Origin of the sequence: Sphingopyxis sp., assembly GCF_035944815.1 — a bacterium.
Classification (GTDB): Bacteria; Pseudomonadota; Alphaproteobacteria; order Sphingomonadales; family Sphingomonadaceae; genus Sphingopyxis.
Genome location: NZ_DASZAU010000003.1, coordinates 90,650 through 107,935, shown reverse-complemented (window position 1 = coordinate 107,935; position 17,286 = coordinate 90,650). Strand labels below are relative to the sequence as shown.

The following is a 17,286-nucleotide window of genomic DNA, read 5'->3' as shown; positions in this document are numbered from 1 at the left end:
GTTGTCAAATCCGCAATCGAACCCACGCTCCGCGGCACTTTCGACAACTTCCGAAAAAGACTCGACCTTCCCGCCACTTCGCCTAAAGAGGGGTGGAACAAAGGGGGCACATCGGCGCAGTTCCGGGGGGAATATGGTCGCAGTCGTTTCAACCACCGCCTATCTCGGCATCGAAGCCCGCGGGGTCGAGGTGCAATGCCAGGTCACGCCCGGCGTGCCGCGTTTCGTCGTCGTCGGCCTGCCCGACAAGGCGGTGGGCGAAAGCCGCGAGCGCGTCCGCGCCGCGATCGCCGCGATCGGCCTGTCGCTCCCGCCCAAGGTGATCACGGTCAACCTCTCGCCCGCCGACCTGCCGAAGGAAGGCTCGCATTACGACCTGCCGATCGCGCTCGCCCTGCTCGGTGCGATGGGGGTGATCGACGCCGAAACGCTCGCCTCTTATGTGGTCGTCGGCGAACTGGGGCTCGACGGCCGGGTGGCGCCCTCACCGGGCGTGCTGCTCGCGGCAATCCACGCCGGCAGCGAAGAACGCGGCCTGATCTGCCCCGCCGCGCAAGGGCCCGAGGCCGCATGGGCGGGCAATGTCGAGGTGCTCGGCGCCCCCGACCTCCTCGCGCTCCTCAACCATTTCAAGGGGCATGCGCCGCTCGCGCCGCCGGTGCCCGGCGAAATCGAGATTCCCGCACGGACGGCCGACTTGCGTCAGGTGAAGGGGCAGGAGACAGCGAAGCGCGCGCTCGAAATCGCTGCCGCAGGTGCGCATAACCTGATGATGTCGGGACCGCCGGGCGCGGGCAAGTCGCTGATGGCGGCGTGCATGCCCGGCATCCTTCCCGACCTCACGCCTACCGAAGCGCTCGAAGTCTCGATGATCGCGTCGGTGGCGGGAACGCTCGAGGGCGGGCGCCTCGTTCGCGCCCGGCCCTTCCGCGCGCCGCATCATTCGGCGTCGATGCCCGCGCTCGTCGGCGGGGGGCTGCGCGTCCGGCCAGGCGAAGTCAGCCTCGCGCACCTCGGCGTGCTCTTTCTCGACGAGCTTCCTGAATTTCAGCGCGGCGTGCTCGATTCGCTTCGCCAGCCGCTCGAGACGGGCGAGGTCAGCGTCGCGCGCGCCAATGCCCATGTCACCTTCCCGGCGCGCGTGCAGTTGGTGGCGGCGATGAACCCGTGCCGCTGCGGTCATCTCGGCGACCCGGCGCTCGCGTGCAGCCGGGCCCCACGCTGCGCCGCCGATTATCAGGCGAAACTGTCGGGGCCCTTGCTCGACCGCATCGACCTGCATGTCGAGGTGCAGGCGGTGAGCGCCGCCGACCTCGTTTTGCCGCCGCCCGCAGAGGGTAGCGCGGAGGTTGCAGCGCGCGTCGCGGCGGCGCGCGACGTCCAGACGATGCGCTATGCCGCGCACAAGGCGCGCACCAATGCCGAAATCGACGGCGACCTGCTCGAAGCCGTCGCGACCCCCGACGAGGCGGGACGCAAGCTGCTCGCGCAGGCGGCGGAGGCGATGCGCCTGTCGGCACGGGGATATACGCGGATATTGCGCGTCGCCCGCACGATCGCCGACCTTGCCGGCGCGGCCGACGTCGGGCGTATCCATATCGCCGAGGCGCTCAGCTATCGTCGCCAGGCGCCGAGGAATTGATGGCGGGCGACCCCGTCCTGTTCAACGCCGCGATCATCGAGTGGCGGGGCCCCGCGCCCTTTCTGTTCGCGGCGATCCCCGACGATCTCGTCGCCGAGATACGCTATGCGGCGCTTTCCGAAAGCTATGGCTGGGGCGTCGTGCCCGTCGTGGCGACGGTCGGGACGACCGAATTCGCCACCTCGCTTTTCCCGCGCGACGGCGGTTATCTGCTGCCGGTCAAGGTCGCCGTGCAGCGCGCCGAGGGGGTCGGTGTCGGTGACCGGATCGACGTCCATATGCGGATCGGGCGCGCCAAGCGGCAATGAAACGCACGGTTTTCCGGCGCAGCAGTATACATTTTCTAAGATTTTGGTGCGATAGGGCGGGTATGAGAGGGGCGGGATCCATTCTGACGAGCCTGTGCAGCCGGCTGGGACTCGGCTTTGCACTTCTCGTGCTCGCCCTGTGGGCTGCCCCCGCTAGCGCCACGACACTCGATGTCGAGCGGGACATGTGCCATGCCGCGAGCGGCGCGGGCCTTCCCGATGCGCGCGTATCGACGCTGCGTTTTTCGTGTAGCGGCGTGCCCGCCGGCTATCAGCAGGGGAGCCTCTGGCTGCGCGCGCCGCTCGACGGCGCGGACGCCCGGCGCGGCGATGTCGCGCTGATGGTCCATCATTCGCGCTTCGATCGGCTCGCCGTCGCCTTTTCCTATGCTGACGGCGCGACGCGCTGGCAGCGGGTGCGCGCGGGCGATTATGGTTCGCATTGGCGCGCCGGCGGCCAGATCCTGTTCGAAGCCCCCGATCGCGGTGTGGCCGTGACGGGGGTGACCATGCGCTTCGACGGCCTTTCGAGCCATCAGTTCGTCCGCGCCCGCATCCTTTCGACCGGCGAGGCGGGGATGCAATCCGCCGGCATGGCGGCCGCCGTCGGTGCGGCGCTGACGCTGCTCCTGATCAGCTGTATCTACAGCCTGTCGCTCGCTTTCGCGGTGCGCCGCCAGTATCTGGCCTGGCAAGCGGCGTGGTCGGGCACCATGCTGCTATGGGGTGGGCTCTGGTCGCAGGTGCACCTCGCGCTTTTTCCCGGCATGGCAGGAACCGTCTCGGCGCAAATCTGCACCTTCCTCGCCTGTCTTGCCATCGCGCTTGCCACCGTCAGCGCGCTGACCGCGATCGATCGCGACGCCGTGCCGGTGCGGCTCAGGACGGCGGCGCTTGCCCTCGGCGTCGGCGTCGGGCTCGTGGGCATTCCGCTCGCGCTGATTCGCGGCGGCAGCCTCGGCGTGCTCGCCGATATCCTCGGCCTCGTCGTCATCGCCGACCTGCTGATCGTCACCGTCTGCCTTGGCTGGGCATGGCGGCGTGGCTCGGTCGAAGCGCGCGATTTCCTGGCGGCATGGGGCTTGCCGATGGCAATGCTCGCCTTCATCCACATCGTCGATGTCGAAAACGGCTTCTGGGGCGGCGGATCGAAGCTTCTGATATTCGTTGCGGCGACCTGGCAGGCGCTCTGGCTCGCCGCCGCGGCGACACGCCGGCTCGCGCATCTCCGGATCGAGCGCGACCATGCGCGAAGTGCCGAGGCGCAGGCGCAGCAGCTCGCGCGGCGCGACCCGCTCACCGGCTTGCCCAACCGGCGCGGCTTTGTCGAAAGCGTGACCCCGCTGCTCGAACGCGCACGCGCCGACAATCTTCCGGCGGCCTTGCTGCTCGTCGATATCGACCGCTTCAAGTCGATCAACGATATTTATGGCCATGATGTCGGCGACGTCGTGCTCTGCGGCATCGCGCGGCGGATCGAACGTTGGGAAGGCCCGATGTGCACCGTCGCACGGCTCGGCGGCGAAGAGTTCGGCCTGCTGACCGTCGGGATGGAGGGGATCATCCTCAGCCGTTTTGCCGAAAGTATCCGGCGCGGCATCGCCGGCTGTGATCACAGCGCGGCGGTCGGCGACAGGCTGGTCACCGCCAGCGTGGGCGTTGCCGAAGTCCGGCCCGCCTGCGATTTCCAGCAACTGTACCGGCTGGCCGACGGGGCGCTCTATGATGCGAAGCGCGGCGGACGCAACCGGGTGGTCGTCCAGCGGCACCAGGATGTGCCGGGCGCGTCGCGGGACCGCGAGGTTGCGATATCGAATTGAAGCCCGCGCGCCCGGCGGCACGCGGTCGCCGGGTCAGATGCCGACCGCCTTGTTCTCGACGACCTCGAGCGGCGGCGGCGCCTTGGCTGCGGCGCCGTGGCGGCGGTGGCTCAGCTTGCCTTCGACCTTGCCGCCATTTTCGATCGTGATGCTTTCATAGGTCACGTCGCCGGTGATCCGTGCGGTGGCGTGGACGATCAGCGTCTTCGCCTCGATCGCCCCGTCGAGCAGGCCGGCGATCTTCGCGGTCTCGGCGACGACCGAACCCTTGATCTCGCTCGCCTCGCCCTGGACGAGGTTGGCGCACTTCAGGTCGCCTTCGATCTTGCCGTCGACATGCAGGTCGACGCTGGCCGAAACATTGCCGGTGACGACGACATCCGATCCGAGGATTGAAAAGGTCGTATGACGTGCGCCCGTCGCCATCTTAGCGGGCGCCACGGGCGGCAGCGACGGAACCGACTCGCTGTCGGGCGTCGTCTTTGACTTCGAGAACATCGGCTTTTGCCTCCAGGAATCTGCGTGGATTGACCGCTTCGCCGTTCAGGCGCACTTCGAAATGCAGGTGGCTGCCGGTCGAACGTCCGGTCGAGCCCATCTTGGCGATCTGCTGGCCGGCGGTGACCTGCGTACCGACCTTGGCCGTGAAGCCCGACAAGTGGGCATAGCGGGTCATGATGCCCTGGCCATGATCGACTTCGACGACATTGCCATAACCCGACTTCGTGCCGACAAAGCTGACGCGGCCGGGAGCGGCGGCAAGGATCGGCGTGCCGATCGGGCCGCGGAAGTCGAGGCCGGCGTGCATTGCGCCGGCACCGGTAAAGGGATCGCTGCGATAGCCGAAGCCCGAGGACATCATGAGCACGTCGGCAGGATTGCCCGACGGGACGGCAACGAGCGTGCGCTCGAGGACTTCCATGCGGAACAGCGCACCGTCGAGCGCGGCGAAATTCGGGCCGAGTGCCTTCGCCTTGCCCATCCGGCCGCGATAGGGGATGAACGGACCACCGCGACCGGCCGCGGCGTTGCGGATGAGCGCGTCGGGGTTGAGACCGAGCGCCGCGACGGCGGTTTCGGCCTTCGTCACCCGATCGCGGACCGCCGCGAGCAGGCGCGCCGAAAAGGCTTCCTGCCGTGCCTCGAGGCGCGCAAGGATTTGCGCTTCGGGCGGTAGGTTGGGGTCGATCGCGCTGGTCTTGAGCGGCGCGGTCGTTTCACCGTCTGCCTTGGTCGCCGCTGCGGCGGGGACGGCGGACGGATCGATTCCGAAATGGGTTTCGGCGACGCTTTCGAGCAGCGCCTGGCGCTCCTCGAGATCCGCGGCGGTTTCGGCAACGCGGTCGCGATATTTGGCGATGCGCGCTTCGCCTGCCGCCGCGGCGGCCTGCTGCTGCGCAACTGCGGCACGCTCGTCGGCAGTGAGCAACTGGTTGACCAGAATCGCCAGAGTCGCGCCGGCCCAGACAAGCAGCACGAGTCCTGCGATCAGCGCGACGCGTTTTTGCCAAACGGCACTGACACGCAGAAACCGGACATGCCCGTGCGTGCGGACGAAAATTTCATGGTCCTGAAACAGCGCGTTGAAGCGCTGGCGCCACTGGCGCAGGCCCGTCGTTTTGGAAGACAAGTCACGACCCCGTCTTATGTTTAAATGGAGCCCTCCGCCCCGACTTGGATGGCGCCTTATCAGCGGCGTGGCGACTCCGCGAATCTTTGGCAGGCGACTCGGGCCGAGTCGAAACCATCATGCGGTGAACGGTGTCAGGGGCGGCAAATGCTGCCATTTTTGCAGCAAATCGCGCGCGAATCGGCCAAACTCATTGACGGCTTGCTTACCATTTTTGGTTAGGGCTAAGCGGGTGAATATCATGGCCAAATCCGTTCCTTCCAATGCCGACGAATCGGCAATCGACCCGCCCTTCGAGGCGGCCGTGCGTCCGCGCTCGGCGGTCAGCGCGGGGGTGGGCATCGTCGGTCTGGCGGGGCTTGTCACCTATCTGCTGATCGCCCGTTTCGCGCCCGATATTGCGGCGTTCCTCGGTATCGACTGGGGCGATCGCGGGCGGATGGACGGGCCCAATTCGGCGATCGCCAGCGTGCTCGCCTGCGGCTTGCCGATGGTGTTGTGGTCGGTTCTGGTCGACAAGGTGCACCGCAATCCATCGACCGGAATCGACTGGTCGCTGCGCCGCCCTTGGCGCGAAACGCTCGATATCAGCCTGACCAAACTCGCGGGCATGTGGGCGACGTGGGGGCTGATCGCGCTGATCTATGCGACGATGCGCTATTATTGGGAGGGCAATTACGCCTTTTCGATGAACCTGCTCGAAACCGTTGCGCCCTGGCTGCTGCTCGTCTCGGTACCCTATATGCTGTGGCTCGATCGCCGGATGATCGAACCGCGCGACGGATGCTGGCAGTTCGGGCGCTGGCTGATCGCGCCGGGGCAGCCCGTCGACGGCCGTGCGATCGGCCATCACCTGCGCGCCTGGGCGGTGAAGGGCTTTTTCACCGCCTTCATGCTGTCGATCGTGCCGGGAAATTTCTCCTCGCTGGTCACGGTGCCGATGAGCGAGGTGCTCGCCAATCCTTATATGACCGGCATCTGGGCGATCAATTTCCTCTATCTGGTCGACGTCCATATCGCGACGGTGGGCTATATCCTGACGCTGAAACCGCTCGACGCGCATATCCGCACCGCCAATCCCTATGGCATGGCATGGGTCGCGGCGCTCGTCTGTTACCCGCCCTTTATCCTGATGAATGGCGGGCCGCTCGACTATCAGGTCAATGGGTCCGATTGGGGCTATTGGCTCGAAGGGCACGATAATCTGATGATCCTCTGGGGGATCGTGCTCGTCGGGCTGACCGCGGTCTACAGCTGGGCGACGATGGCGTTCGGGATCCGCTTCTCGAACCTGACGCATCGCGGCGTGATCACCCATGGGCCGTATAAATATACCCGCCACCCCGCCTATATTTCGAAGAATATGAGCTGGTGGGTCGGGTCGCTGCCGTTCCTCGTCACCGCTGGCGGCTGGGTCGAGGGGGCGCGCAACGTCGTGCTGCTCGGCCTCGTCAGCGGCGTCTATTACTGGCGTGCCAAGACCGAGGAGAAGCATCTCCTCGCCGATCCCGCCTATGTCGCATACTGGAACTGGGCGCAGGACAATGCGCTGGTCCCACGCTTCTTCGCCAGATTGACGGGCCGAAAGCGCCCGCTGGTTCGGCTGGAACCCGATCCGCGCGTCGGGCCGGTGGCGTGACGCGGCCCCGGCGCGGCTGCGCACCCACCGTTCGCCACCTTCGGGCTGGGTGAGTCAGAAGCTCAGTTCGTCGTAGATTTTCGAAAGATCGCCCCCCCACGGACCTTCGTAGCGGTCGAGCAGGTCATGCGCAGGCGACTTTCCGCTCTTGGCAATGCGGCGCAGCGGTTCGAGGAAACCGACCTCGTTGTCGCCCATCGAATTGACCTCGCCGCGTGCCGCAAGGCCTGCTGCGGCGATGTCGAGAACGCGGTGCGCAAGTTCGCCGACGGTGCCGCCACCGGGGGCGGGGGCGTCGAGCCCTTCGCTGGGGACGGCATCGCGCAACGTCTGCTGTTCCTCGATGCTCCAGCCCTTGACCAGATCCCATGCTGCGTCGAGCGCGCCCTGGTCATAGAGCAGTCCGACCCAGAGGGCAGGCAGCGCGCAGATGCGGTTCCACGGGCCGCCGTCGGCGCCGCGCATTTCTAGGAAGCTTTTCAAACGCACTTCGGGGAAAGCGGTCGAAAGATGGTCATTCCAGTCGGAGAGGCGCGGCTTTTCGCCCGGCAGGGCGGGAAGCTCGCCCTTCAGGAAGTCGCGGAAGCTCTGCCCCGCGGCGTCGATATATTTGCCGTCGCGGAAGACGAAATACATCGGCACGTCGAGCATATAATCGACATAGCGTTCGTAACCGAACCCATCCTCGAACACGAAGGGCAGCATGCCCGTGCGCGCAGGGTCGGTGTCGGTCCAGATATGGCTGCGATACGACATATAGCCGTTGGGCTTGCCCTCGGTGAAGGGCGACGAGGCGAAGAGCGCGGTCGCGAGCGGCTGCAGCGCCAGCGACACGCGGAATTTCTGCACCATGTCGGCCTCGCTCGAATAGTCGAGGTTGGTCTGGATGGTGCAGGTGCGCAGCATCATGTCGAGGCCCATGGTGCCGACGCGCGGCATATGCTCGAGCATGATCTTGTAGCGCCCCTTGGGCATGATCGGCAGCTCGGCGCGCGTCTTGTCGGGCCACATGCCGAGCCCGAGGAAACCGAGGCCGAGTTCGGCGCCGACCTCTTTCACCTGTTTCAGGTGGCGGCCGGTTTCGGCGCAGGTCTGGTGGAGATTTTCGAGCGGCGCGCCCGAGAGTTCGAGCTGGCCGGCGGGTTCGAGGCTGACGGTGCCGTCGCTGCCCGCCAATGCGATCACCTTGCCGCCCTCGATCACCGGTTCCCAGCCGAAGCGGGTGAGCGCCATCAACAGGTCGTGGATGCCGCCGGGTTCGTCATATGAGGGCGCTCGATGGTCGGCGGTGCGGTAGACGAATTTCTCGTGCTCGGTGCCGATGCGCCAGCGGTCCCGGGGCTTTTCGCCCTTGATCATGGGGACCGCGAGCTGGTCGCGATTTTCGACGATGGGATCGTTGCTGTCCGAGGCGGTGCGCGTGCTCATTTCGCGCATTTAGACGGTTCGGTACAGAAAGCAATCGGCTGTTGAAGCGGCCCTATTTGACGCGCGCGCGCAGGTTGATCGTAAAGCTCGAGCCGGGCGCCATCGCGCCCTTGGGCCGGACGCGGACATGGGTGACGGCGGCATCGACGCCATTGGCATCGGCGACGGGCGTGTAGGTCCAGCTGGCGCCGCCATTGTTCGAAAATTCAAGGTCGTCGCCGCTGCTCGACAGGCTGGTGAAACCATAGGTCAGACCGCTGCTGCCTGCGGTGAAAAGCACCGGGCCGGGGCCGGGGGCATAGGTGCCGACGAACAGGCTGAGGTTCGCGGGGATCGCGTCGGTGACGATGACGCTGTTGCTCGTCGGGCTGGTACCCGACGGCGCGGTGACGACAAGGCTGTAGTCGGCGAAGCCGCCGGGGATCAGCTTGGGATTGGTCGTTCCGTTCTGCGGGTCGCTGTAGGCCACCGACGTCTTGGCGATCGACAGCGGCAGGACATAGGCATTGCTATAGGTGCAGACCGTCGCGGTCGTATTGCCCTGGATCGTCAGCGTGCGCCCGGTGGCCCCGCTGGCGAGCGGGCTGCCGCCGGTGCATTCGACGGTGGCGTTGTAGAGCGCGGCGACCGCGCCGCCGCCATAGGTTTCGGCCGGCAGGGTGACGACGTCGCCTGCACGCACGGTCACGAGGCTGCCGTTGGTCGCGGTCGGGGCAGTCGAACTGAAGCTCGCGTTGGCGCTGCCGCCGCTGGTCGTCGCGCTCGCGGTGTGACCGGTCGTCGCGCCCGACCATGATTTGGCGAGCCGGAGTTGCTGCGCGATGCGGCTGTTGGTGAAGGTGCAGACGATCGCGGTATCGGCGGGGCTCACCGTAAGCACATTGCCCGAAAGCGCTGTCGCATTGCCCGTGCAGGCGAGGGCCTGTGTATAGTTGGCCTCATTCCCCACCGTGAAGCTTTCGGTCAGCGTCGCGCTTTCGGCGGCATAGACGGTGACGGAGGCGTTGGTGTCGGTTTCGCTCGCGCTGTTCGCGACCGACGCGAGGCTGGCATTGTTGATGAGCCCGCCGGTCGCAACGGTGACCGCGTTGGTCGTCTGCGCGTTCACCCAGGTCTTGCGCACGACCAGCGTCGCCGATTTGCGGCTGTTGGTCCATGTGCAGGTCAGCGATGTGCCCGAGGGCATGACGACGGTGCGGCTGAGCCCGGTGCCCGCGGTCGCGACCACGACATTGTCGCTGTTGCGCCGGCATTCGATGCTGCTGTTGTAATTGGCCGCGGCGCCGGTCGTGAAGGCCTCGGTCAGCGTGAGGGTCGAGCCGGGGACGGCGACCGTTGTCGCGTTCGTGGTCGACCCGCCAACAGTCGACGTTCCCGCGGTGGGAAGGAAGCCGCCCGATATCGACAGGTTGACCGCGTCGCCCGTTATGCCGTTCGTCCAGTTCTTTGCCAGGACGACCGGCGAGTCATTGTCGGTAATCGTATAGGTGCTGCTGGCCTGTGCGGTGCCGCCGCAGCTGCTGGTGCTCGACACGGTGTAGCCGGTGCCGCTGTTCAACGCGATCTGGATCGTCTCGCTACCTTCGGTCGCCGTATCGTCGATGATCTGGATACCGAGCGGCACAGCTGTATTCTGGTAGGTGCCCGCGGGGATGGTGACGGTGAAGTTGGCGCCGCCGCCAGGTGTCGTATAGTCGGTGCCGCGCGTCGCGGTGCCGCCGGTGATGCTGACATTGACCGTGCGCGCGGTGAACAGCGTCCCGTTGACGGTCAGCGTCGGCAGGTTCGCGGTTGCCAGCGATTCGACCCCCGATGCGCTCGCCGTCGAAAGCTCGACGAATGGATTGAGCGTGATGCGGATGTCGTCGAGCAGATTGCCGTAACTGCCCGCATCGGTGGTGATGAACTGGACGCGCTGCACCCCCGATGCCCCGCTATAGGTGGTCGAGCCGGTGTTGACGTTCCAGACATTGTTGATTGTCGATGCCTGCGTCGCGAGCAGCTGGAGCTGCGTGCCCGAACTGTTCGCGATCTGGAAGCGCGCGGTCTGCGTTGCGGGACCACCCGATCGCGCGCGATGGGCAAAGGTCCAGCCGATCGTCTCGCCGCTGACCATGCATATATTCTGGTAGAGCGCGCCCGGGACGTTTGCGTTCATTTCGGCAAAAACCGACCCGTCATAGGCGGGAACGCCCTGGAAATTTGTGTCCCACAGCTCGATCTCGCCCGATGCCGAATTCCAGCCGACGACCGACCCGTTCGCATAGACCTGATAATTGGCGCCGCCCGGGCCTTGCGGGTCATTCGATTCGAAGGAGGGGTTCACGATGACGCGCTGCGCCATCGCTGCCGGTGCTGCGGCAAGCGATATCGTGGCGATGAGCAAGGCGAAGGGCTGATGCGGGAGGTTTTTCATGGTCAATTGACGGTCACGTTGAAGGCGACGGCAAGGGCATTGCCGGGGGTAAGGGTCGGGGTGGTCGCGGTCACGATGGTGCCGCCGATCGACGCGCCGAACGGGTCGCTTTCGTCGGCGCCGGTGGCATTGTCGTCCTCGACGGTCGTCGCGCCGGCGCAGCTTGTCCCGCTGCGCAGCGATCCGGCGACGAATGTCGTCGCGGCGGGCAGCGGGTCGGTGACATTGATGCCGGTCGCGGTGGCGCTGCCATTGTTGGTGACGAGCAGGCAATAACGCATCGTCGCGCCGGGAATGGCTTTCGGGTTGCTCGTCCCGTTCACCGGATCGCTGACGATGCTGCTGGTCTTTGCGATCGTCAGGTTGGCGACCGGGCGGCAGAATGTGATGTCGTGGATGGCCATGCCCTGTTGCCCCGGGTTGGCGGGGGCAAGGCTGTGGCTGCCGTATTCGATGGTGATGCTGTCGACCGGCGTGTTGAAGGTCGCCACGACGGTGCCGTCGCTGCTGGAATCGGCCGACAGGACGTCGCCATAGGCGCTGTTGCCGACGACGTAATTGGCGGTGCCGTTGGTCAGCACCGGATAGACCGCCGAGCCGTTATAGGTGCCTGTGACCGTCACGCGGTCGGCGAACTGGCCCGATGCATAATCGACATCGAACAGCCGCAGCTGCGCGCCCGGTACTGCGGTCGGCAGAGTGATCGTCGAGGTGACGGTGCCCGCCTGGCTCGTGAAATCGACGAGCTGGAAGATCGAATATTGCGCTGGCGACATGCCACCGGTCACGACATTCTGCCGTGTCGGCGACTGCCCGCCATAGGTGGCATTGCTGAGGAAGCTGCCGCCGCTGATCGCGATATTGAAGCTAGCGGTGCCGATCGCAGTCAACGAAGGGCTGGCGCTCGTCGTGCCGGCCGTCCAGCTGACGCTGTCCCAATCGTACACCGTCGTCCCGACGGGGCAGACGAGCGCTGGCGGCGCGCCGGCGGTGCGCGTGCCGCCGACGGTGAAGCTGGCGGAGGCATAATCATCCTCGCCGGCGACGCCGTTGCCCGGGGTTGAATCGATGTCGATGACCGACGATACGCCGACCTCGGCGACGTTGGCGATCGTCGCGCCGGCCGATGCGTTGACGGTGCCGCTGATGGTCAGCGTCCGCGTCGTTCCGGGCGGAATGCTGCCGACCGTCCAGACGCCGGTGCCGCTGTTATAGCTGCCGAACCCCGATGCGCCGGTGAAGGCAAAGCCCGCGGGCAGCGGATCGAACACGATTACCCCGGTTGCGGTGCTGGGCGATGCGGCGGCGTTGGTCACGCTCAATATATAGTTGATGCTTGCTCCCGCTGTGGGGGCCGCGTTGCTGACCGTCTTGCCGAGCGAAAGGTCGGCATAGACGGCGGGCCGGCTGGTCAGATACAGGTCGGCGCGCACGAAATTGCCATTGTCGGCCGACGGGAACTGGTCGCAGATTTCGAGCCGCCAGGTGCCGGCGCTGTTCTCGCCGGTGAAAGCGGAGAGCGGCGCATTGGGGCTGAAACTGTTCTGGTAGGGCGGTGCCGTCGTCGAATGGTTTGCGGTGTTGCCGTCGGTGTTGACGATCTGCGCCGCATCGTCGTCGAGCCGGACGTTGAAATTGTCGCCGCTGATCGAGTCCGTGTTGCCGTTGACGAGCTGAACGCGCGTCCCTGCGGGTGATTGCAGCGTGATGCGCAGGTCGCCGCGCCAGCTGTGCGTCGCGAGCACGCCCAAGTCGACATGGCCGACAATATCGCTGTTGCCGACGGTGAAATTGCGCACCAGCGGTGCGGTACAGGTCGTCGCGGCGTTGATCGTGCCGGCCGTCGAATTGCTGTAGGTCGTGGTCGTCTGTGCGGCGGCGGGATTGCTGGCAAGCGTCAACGCCAGCCAAACGAGCATGAGACATACCCGCACAGACTGCAAACACTGGCCCCCACGCCAGCGGTATCGGCTCTGGTCCCGCCGTTGCATGCTGCCGCTATGGCGCAAGCATAGCTAATATCCGGTTAAAATCGGGCAGTTGGCAGCATTTCTGTGCGGTGTCGGGACAATATTGTCCTATTTGCCCGACCAGTCGCCATGCTGCGCCATCCAGAGACCGACGGCAGCAATCGCAGCAGTCTCGGCGCGCAGGATACGCGGGCCAAGCGCGATGCGGTGGATGGAGGCGTGTGCGACCAGCATGTCGCGCTCGCGCGCGGTGAAGCCGCCTTCGGGGCCGGTGAGGATTGCCGCCGGTGCGGGCGCTGCGACCTCGGCAAGCGGAACACCGCCTGCCTCGTCGGCGAACAGCAAGGCTCGATCCGCCGGCCAGTCCTTCAGCAATTGCGGCAATTTGACGGGTTCAGCCAGCGTCGGGAGCGCGGTGCGGCCGCATTGTTCGCAGGCTTCGACGATCTGCGCCTCCAGCCGTTCCTGTTTGATGCGTTCGACGATCGTGCGTTCGGTAATCACCGGCTGCAGCCGAGCGACGCCGAGTTCGGTCGCCTTTTCGATGATCCAGTCGAGCCGTGCCTTCTTCACCGGCGCGAAGCACAGCCAGAGGTCGGGAACCTGTTCGATCGCCCTTGTCTGCCGTTCGATACGTAATGTCAGCGACCGTTTCGCCGTATCGGCGACGACCGCGAGCCATTCGCCGCTGAGATTGTCGAAGAGCAGGATGGGATCTCCGACCTTCAGCCGCATCACGTTGAGCAGGTAATGTGCAGAATTGCCGTCGATCACGGGCGCGGCGCCCGGATTCAGCGGAACGTCGACGAACAGGCGGGGTGTACTGGCGGGCGGCCAGGCAGGAGTGGCGGGCATGGGGGCGCGATAGCAGATGTCGATATTTTGCGCATCTCTTGCCTGAGACAGGCGGTTCTGTCCCGTTCCGGGGCAAATCGGCGCGTCGGAGGCAATATGCCCACCCGCCCGATTAGCGGTTTGGTAAGCAGTTTCCCCCTAGGTGCAAGGGTACCAGCCACGCATCTGAGTGGGCCGCGTGTCTGGACCAAGAGGGGTTGGACTATGCGAGGGACCGTATTCGGCCGGCTGCGGCTGGGCGCCAGCAAGCTTTTGCGCGACCGGCGCGGCAACGTCTATTTCCTGACTGCGGCGGCGCTCGTCCCGGTCGTGGGCATGGTCGGTTCGGGTATCGATATCGGACGCGGCTATATGGCCCAGCTCCGCCTGCAGCAGGCCTGCGATGCTGGCGTGCTCGCGGGACGCCGCGCCATGACCGGCACCGAATATTCGACAGCGGCGCGGACCGAAGCGAACAAGATGTTCAACTATAACTACCCCGTCGACAAATATGGGAGCAGCCAGGTCAGCTTCACGTCGCAAGCCTCGGGCCCGTCGAGTGTGGTCGGCACCGCGCGCGCCTATCTGCCTACTGCGGTGATGCGGATCTTTTCTTTCCAGGGTTTCGACCTGACCGCCAATTGCACCGCAAAGCTCGAAATCTCGAACGCCGATATCATGATGGTCCTCGACGTCACCGGGTCGATGGCGCAGACCAATTCGGGCGACTCGGTCAACCGTATCACGGCGCTGAAGACTGCGACGATGGACTTTTTCGACACGATGACGGGTGCGCAGATTGGCGATGGCCGGCTGCGTTTCGGGGTCGTACCGTACAGTTCGGCTGCGAATGTCGGCAAAATCCTGTATGACAAGAACCCGGCCTGGCTGGCGGACAATACCGAATTGTGGTCGCGCTCTGCGAAGATGAAGACGGTCTATTCGAACCCGCAGACCGAAGAGGACGACGATTACCGGAACGGCACGACCACCTATGGTAGCTGGTCGACGCTGAACAGCACGAGCCTCAGCAACTCGGCTTGCTCGACAGAAACACCGCCAGCCGACACGACGCCGACGTCGCAAGGCAGTCCGTCGGCCAACCAGACCAACCAATATGTCGACGGCGACGGCAATCGCGTGACGACCTATGACACCAGCCAGACCTACCGTTACTACACGCACCGGTACAGCTGGATTCCCAAGAACGGGAATACGAAGGCCTATTGCGCCTTGCAGCGCCGTACCGCGACCTTCACCCGGACGCACACAACGACGGTGACCGAGACCCCGACGCTGGTTTTTGACAATAAATATACCTACCAGAAGCGGAACTTCGACGTTGCGCAGGCCAAGGGCGGGTCGTCGTTCGAAAATGACACGGGCGATTCGGGTGCGAAAATCTTTTCGACCTGGGGTGGGTGCGTGATCGAGCGCGGGACCGAAGCATTCGGACCGACCGAAACCGCCCCCGACGACGCCTATGACATGGATGTCGACACGGCGCCGGGTACCGACAATATCACCAAGTGGCAGCTGCTCATTCCCGAAGTGTCTTTCCCCTTCGCCAGCGGCCCGGGCAGCACCCCGTCGACAGGGAGCGAGGTCACGGTGAACAGCAGCAGCGTCAGCGGCGACGGCAGCACGAACGGCAACTGGCAGCGATTCTCGAAATATTGGTCGAACGGCTGGGGGGTCTGCCCGGCGGCGGCGATGAAACTCACCACGCAAAAGGCGAGCGACCGGTCGAGCTTCAATTCCTATATCAACTCGCTCCAGCCTGTCGGCGGTACCTATCACGATGCGGGCATGGTGTGGGGCGTGCGCCTGTTGTCGGCCGACGGCATGTTCGCTGCCGAGAATGCGACCGCACCGAACGGCCGGCCGGTGAGCCGCCATATCATCTTCATGACCGACGGCGAAATGTCCGCGAACATGGGCAATCTGTCGTTCCAGGGATATGAATGGAAGGACAAGCGCGTCGGCGGAACGAGCGACGCAACGCTGACTGCGCGGCACAACAACCGCTTCCTCCAGCTGTGCGACAAGGCGAAGGCCAAGAATATCACGGTCTGGGTGGTCGGTTTCGGGGTCACGCTGAACGACCAGCTCACCAAATGTGCGTCGGCGGGCAAGGCGTATCAGGCGAACAATGCGTCGCAGCTGAACGACCATTTCCAGGCGATCGCGCGCCAGATCTCGAAACTGCGGTTGTCCGAATGATGCGCCGCCTCGTCTCGATCCGCCGCCTAGGTCGCAATGAACGCGCGAATGTCGTCATGGAGTTCGCGCTCGCGGGCCCCTTCTTCCTGCTGCTCGTGATGGGGTTGTTCGACTATACTTGGCAGATGTACGCAAACCAGGTGCTGCAGGGGGCGGTCTCCAACGCCGCGCGCGACGCGACGCTGGAGGGTAATGCCGGCAACCAGTCCGCGCTCGACAATGCCGTTAAGCGACAGGTGCAGAACGTGTTCAAGAACGCCGACGTGACGTTCAAGCGCAAGGCCTATGAAAGCTTCGACAAGATCGGCGACCCCGAAGTCATGGTCGATGCCAACAACAACGGCATAAAGGGCGACAAGGGCGACTATTTCGAGGATCTCAACAACAACGGAACCTGCGACGACGATGTCGGTACCGACGGCAATGGCGGCGCCGAGGATGTCGTCCTTTATACCGTGAAAATGAAGTTCGACCGCGTGCTGCCGGTGTGGAGTATGTTGGGGCAGCCCAAGGAGACGACGCTGACCGCGACCGCCGTCCTGCGCAACCAGCCCTATGGCGCGAACACCTCGACCAGCCAGATCGTCTATATCACCGATGGATCAGGAGGTGGGACGTGCGTTTGACCAAGATCATCGACCGCGCGACGGCGGCTCCGGCCCGGCTGAAACGCCTGGGCCGTGAAACCCGGGCGACGGTTATCATCGAAATGGCCTTTGCGGTGCCACTGCTCGTCCTGCTCGGCTTCGGCGGGCTCGAAATGGCCTATCTGACGCTCGCCAATACGCGCATCAGCCAGATTGGGCTCAGCGCGGCCGACAATGCGTCGCGCGTCGCGGCGGGCGCCTCGCTGTCGCTGCCCCAGATCCGCGAACTCGACATCAACGAAGTGTTCACCGGGGTCGAAGAGCAGGCCGAAGGGCTCGATTTCAAGAAGCACGGCCGTATCATCCTCTCCAGCCTCGAACGCAATCCCGAAGGCGGGCAGTGGATTCACTGGCAGCGCTGCTACGGCGACCTCAAGGTGACGTCGAGCTATGGCCTCGAAGGCACCGGCGCGACGGGGACGGCGTTCAAGGGCATGGGCCCCAAGGATCGCGAAGTGACCGCGGCCGCCGGGACCGCCGTGATGTTTGTCGAGATCGTTTACGAATATCAGCCGCTTGCTTTCGGCAAATGGCTGGGGCCGCGCACGATCCGTTCGACGGCGGCGTTCAACATTCGCGAATCGCGCGACCTTGCCAAAGTCTATGGTCCGGGGGCGAAGTCGGCCTGTACCTAGGCCGCCGACGCCGGGACAGGCTGGGCGCACGCGTCCACCGGCCGGCATCGGATCGCGCAATCAGTCATTTATCGCGGCGGCACCGGCTGCTACA

General features: G+C 65.1%; 13 protein-coding genes. 7 read left to right on the top strand and 6 right to left on the bottom strand.

The window, feature by feature from the left end; all coding sequences use genetic code 11:
- Window positions 1–133 precede the first annotated feature (133 nt).
- The 3 genes from VGU00_RS04515 (at window position 134) to VGU00_RS04505 (ending at window position 3,770) form a co-directional block, all read left to right on the top strand.
- Window positions 134–1,642 carry a YifB family Mg chelatase-like AAA ATPase gene (locus VGU00_RS04515; RefSeq protein WP_327465943.1) on the top strand — a complete coding sequence of 503 codons (1,509 nt, stop codon included), beginning with the start codon at window positions 134–136 and terminating at the stop codon, window positions 1,640–1,642.
- Window positions 1,642–1,950 (top strand): DUF1905 domain-containing protein, encoded by a 309-nt coding sequence (locus tag VGU00_RS04510; RefSeq protein ID WP_327465941.1) that lies wholly within the window; start codon window positions 1,642–1,644, stop codon window positions 1,948–1,950. Before VGU00_RS04515 ends, VGU00_RS04510 begins: the two co-directional genes overlap by 1 nt.
- Before the next feature lie 128 nt (window positions 1,951–2,078).
- On the top strand, window positions 2,079–3,770 hold the full coding sequence (locus tag VGU00_RS04505; protein WP_327465939.1) for a sensor domain-containing diguanylate cyclase: 1,692 nt from the start codon (window positions 2,079–2,081) through the stop codon (window positions 3,768–3,770).
- A 33-nt stretch (window positions 3,771–3,803) separates the two neighbouring features.
- Here VGU00_RS04505 and VGU00_RS04500 read toward each other — a convergent pair whose 3' ends face one another.
- Complete coding sequence (locus VGU00_RS04500) at window positions 3,804–4,196, bottom strand: polymer-forming cytoskeletal protein (RefSeq protein WP_327465934.1); 393 nt, start codon at window positions 4,194–4,196, stop codon at window positions 3,804–3,806.
- Window position 4,197: 1 nt separating this feature from the next.
- A complete protein-coding gene (locus VGU00_RS04495) occupies window positions 4,198–5,400 on the bottom strand; it encodes a M23 family metallopeptidase (protein WP_327465932.1) in 1,203 nt (400 codons plus the stop codon).
- Window positions 5,401–5,641: 241 nt separating this feature from the next.
- Here VGU00_RS04495 and VGU00_RS04490 point away from each other — a divergent pair, with 241 nt between their 5' ends.
- A complete protein-coding gene (locus VGU00_RS04490; RefSeq protein ID WP_414713499.1) occupies window positions 5,642–7,039 on the top strand; it encodes a methyltransferase family protein in 1,398 nt (465 codons plus the stop codon).
- Between the two features lie 54 nt (window positions 7,040–7,093).
- Here VGU00_RS04490 and VGU00_RS04485 read toward each other — a convergent pair whose 3' ends face one another.
- The 4 genes from VGU00_RS04485 to VGU00_RS04470 all read right to left on the bottom strand — a co-directional run bounded on the left by VGU00_RS04485 (window position 7,094) and on the right by VGU00_RS04470 (window position 13,708).
- Window positions 7,094–8,467 carry a glutamate--cysteine ligase gene (locus VGU00_RS04485; RefSeq protein ID WP_327465928.1) on the bottom strand — a complete coding sequence of 458 codons (1,374 nt, stop codon included), beginning with the start codon at window positions 8,465–8,467 and terminating at the stop codon, window positions 7,094–7,096.
- A 52-nt stretch (window positions 8,468–8,519) separates the two neighbouring features.
- Window positions 8,520–10,883 (bottom strand): hypothetical protein, encoded by a 2,364-nt coding sequence (locus VGU00_RS04480; RefSeq protein WP_327465926.1) that lies wholly within the window; start codon window positions 10,881–10,883, stop codon window positions 8,520–8,522.
- A gap of 2 nt (window positions 10,884–10,885) precedes the next feature.
- Complete coding sequence (locus VGU00_RS04475) at window positions 10,886–12,802, bottom strand: proprotein convertase P-domain-containing protein (RefSeq protein ID WP_327465924.1); 1,917 nt, start codon at window positions 12,800–12,802, stop codon at window positions 10,886–10,888.
- A 159-nt stretch (window positions 12,803–12,961) separates the two neighbouring features.
- Window positions 12,962–13,708 (bottom strand): 16S rRNA (uracil(1498)-N(3))-methyltransferase, encoded by a 747-nt coding sequence (locus VGU00_RS04470; protein ID WP_327465922.1) that lies wholly within the window; start codon window positions 13,706–13,708, stop codon window positions 12,962–12,964.
- Between the two features lie 204 nt (window positions 13,709–13,912).
- Between VGU00_RS04470 and VGU00_RS04465 the strand changes: the two genes are divergently transcribed.
- Genes VGU00_RS04465 through VGU00_RS04455 form a run of 3 tightly spaced genes read left to right on the top strand, consistent with a single transcriptional unit; the run spans window position 13,913 to window position 17,192 of the window.
- Window positions 13,913–15,910 (top strand): pilus assembly protein, encoded by a 1,998-nt coding sequence (locus VGU00_RS04465; protein WP_327465920.1) that lies wholly within the window; start codon window positions 13,913–13,915, stop codon window positions 15,908–15,910.
- Window positions 15,907–16,536 carry a TadE/TadG family type IV pilus assembly protein gene (locus tag VGU00_RS04460; RefSeq protein ID WP_327465918.1) on the top strand — a complete coding sequence of 210 codons (630 nt, stop codon included), beginning with the start codon at window positions 15,907–15,909 and terminating at the stop codon, window positions 16,534–16,536. The genes VGU00_RS04465 and VGU00_RS04460 overlap by 4 nt, the downstream gene beginning before the upstream one ends.
- Complete coding sequence (locus VGU00_RS04455; protein WP_327465916.1) at window positions 16,527–17,192, top strand: hypothetical protein; 666 nt, start codon at window positions 16,527–16,529, stop codon at window positions 17,190–17,192. The genes VGU00_RS04460 and VGU00_RS04455 overlap by 10 nt, the downstream gene beginning before the upstream one ends.
- Window positions 17,193–17,286 lie beyond the last annotated feature (94 nt).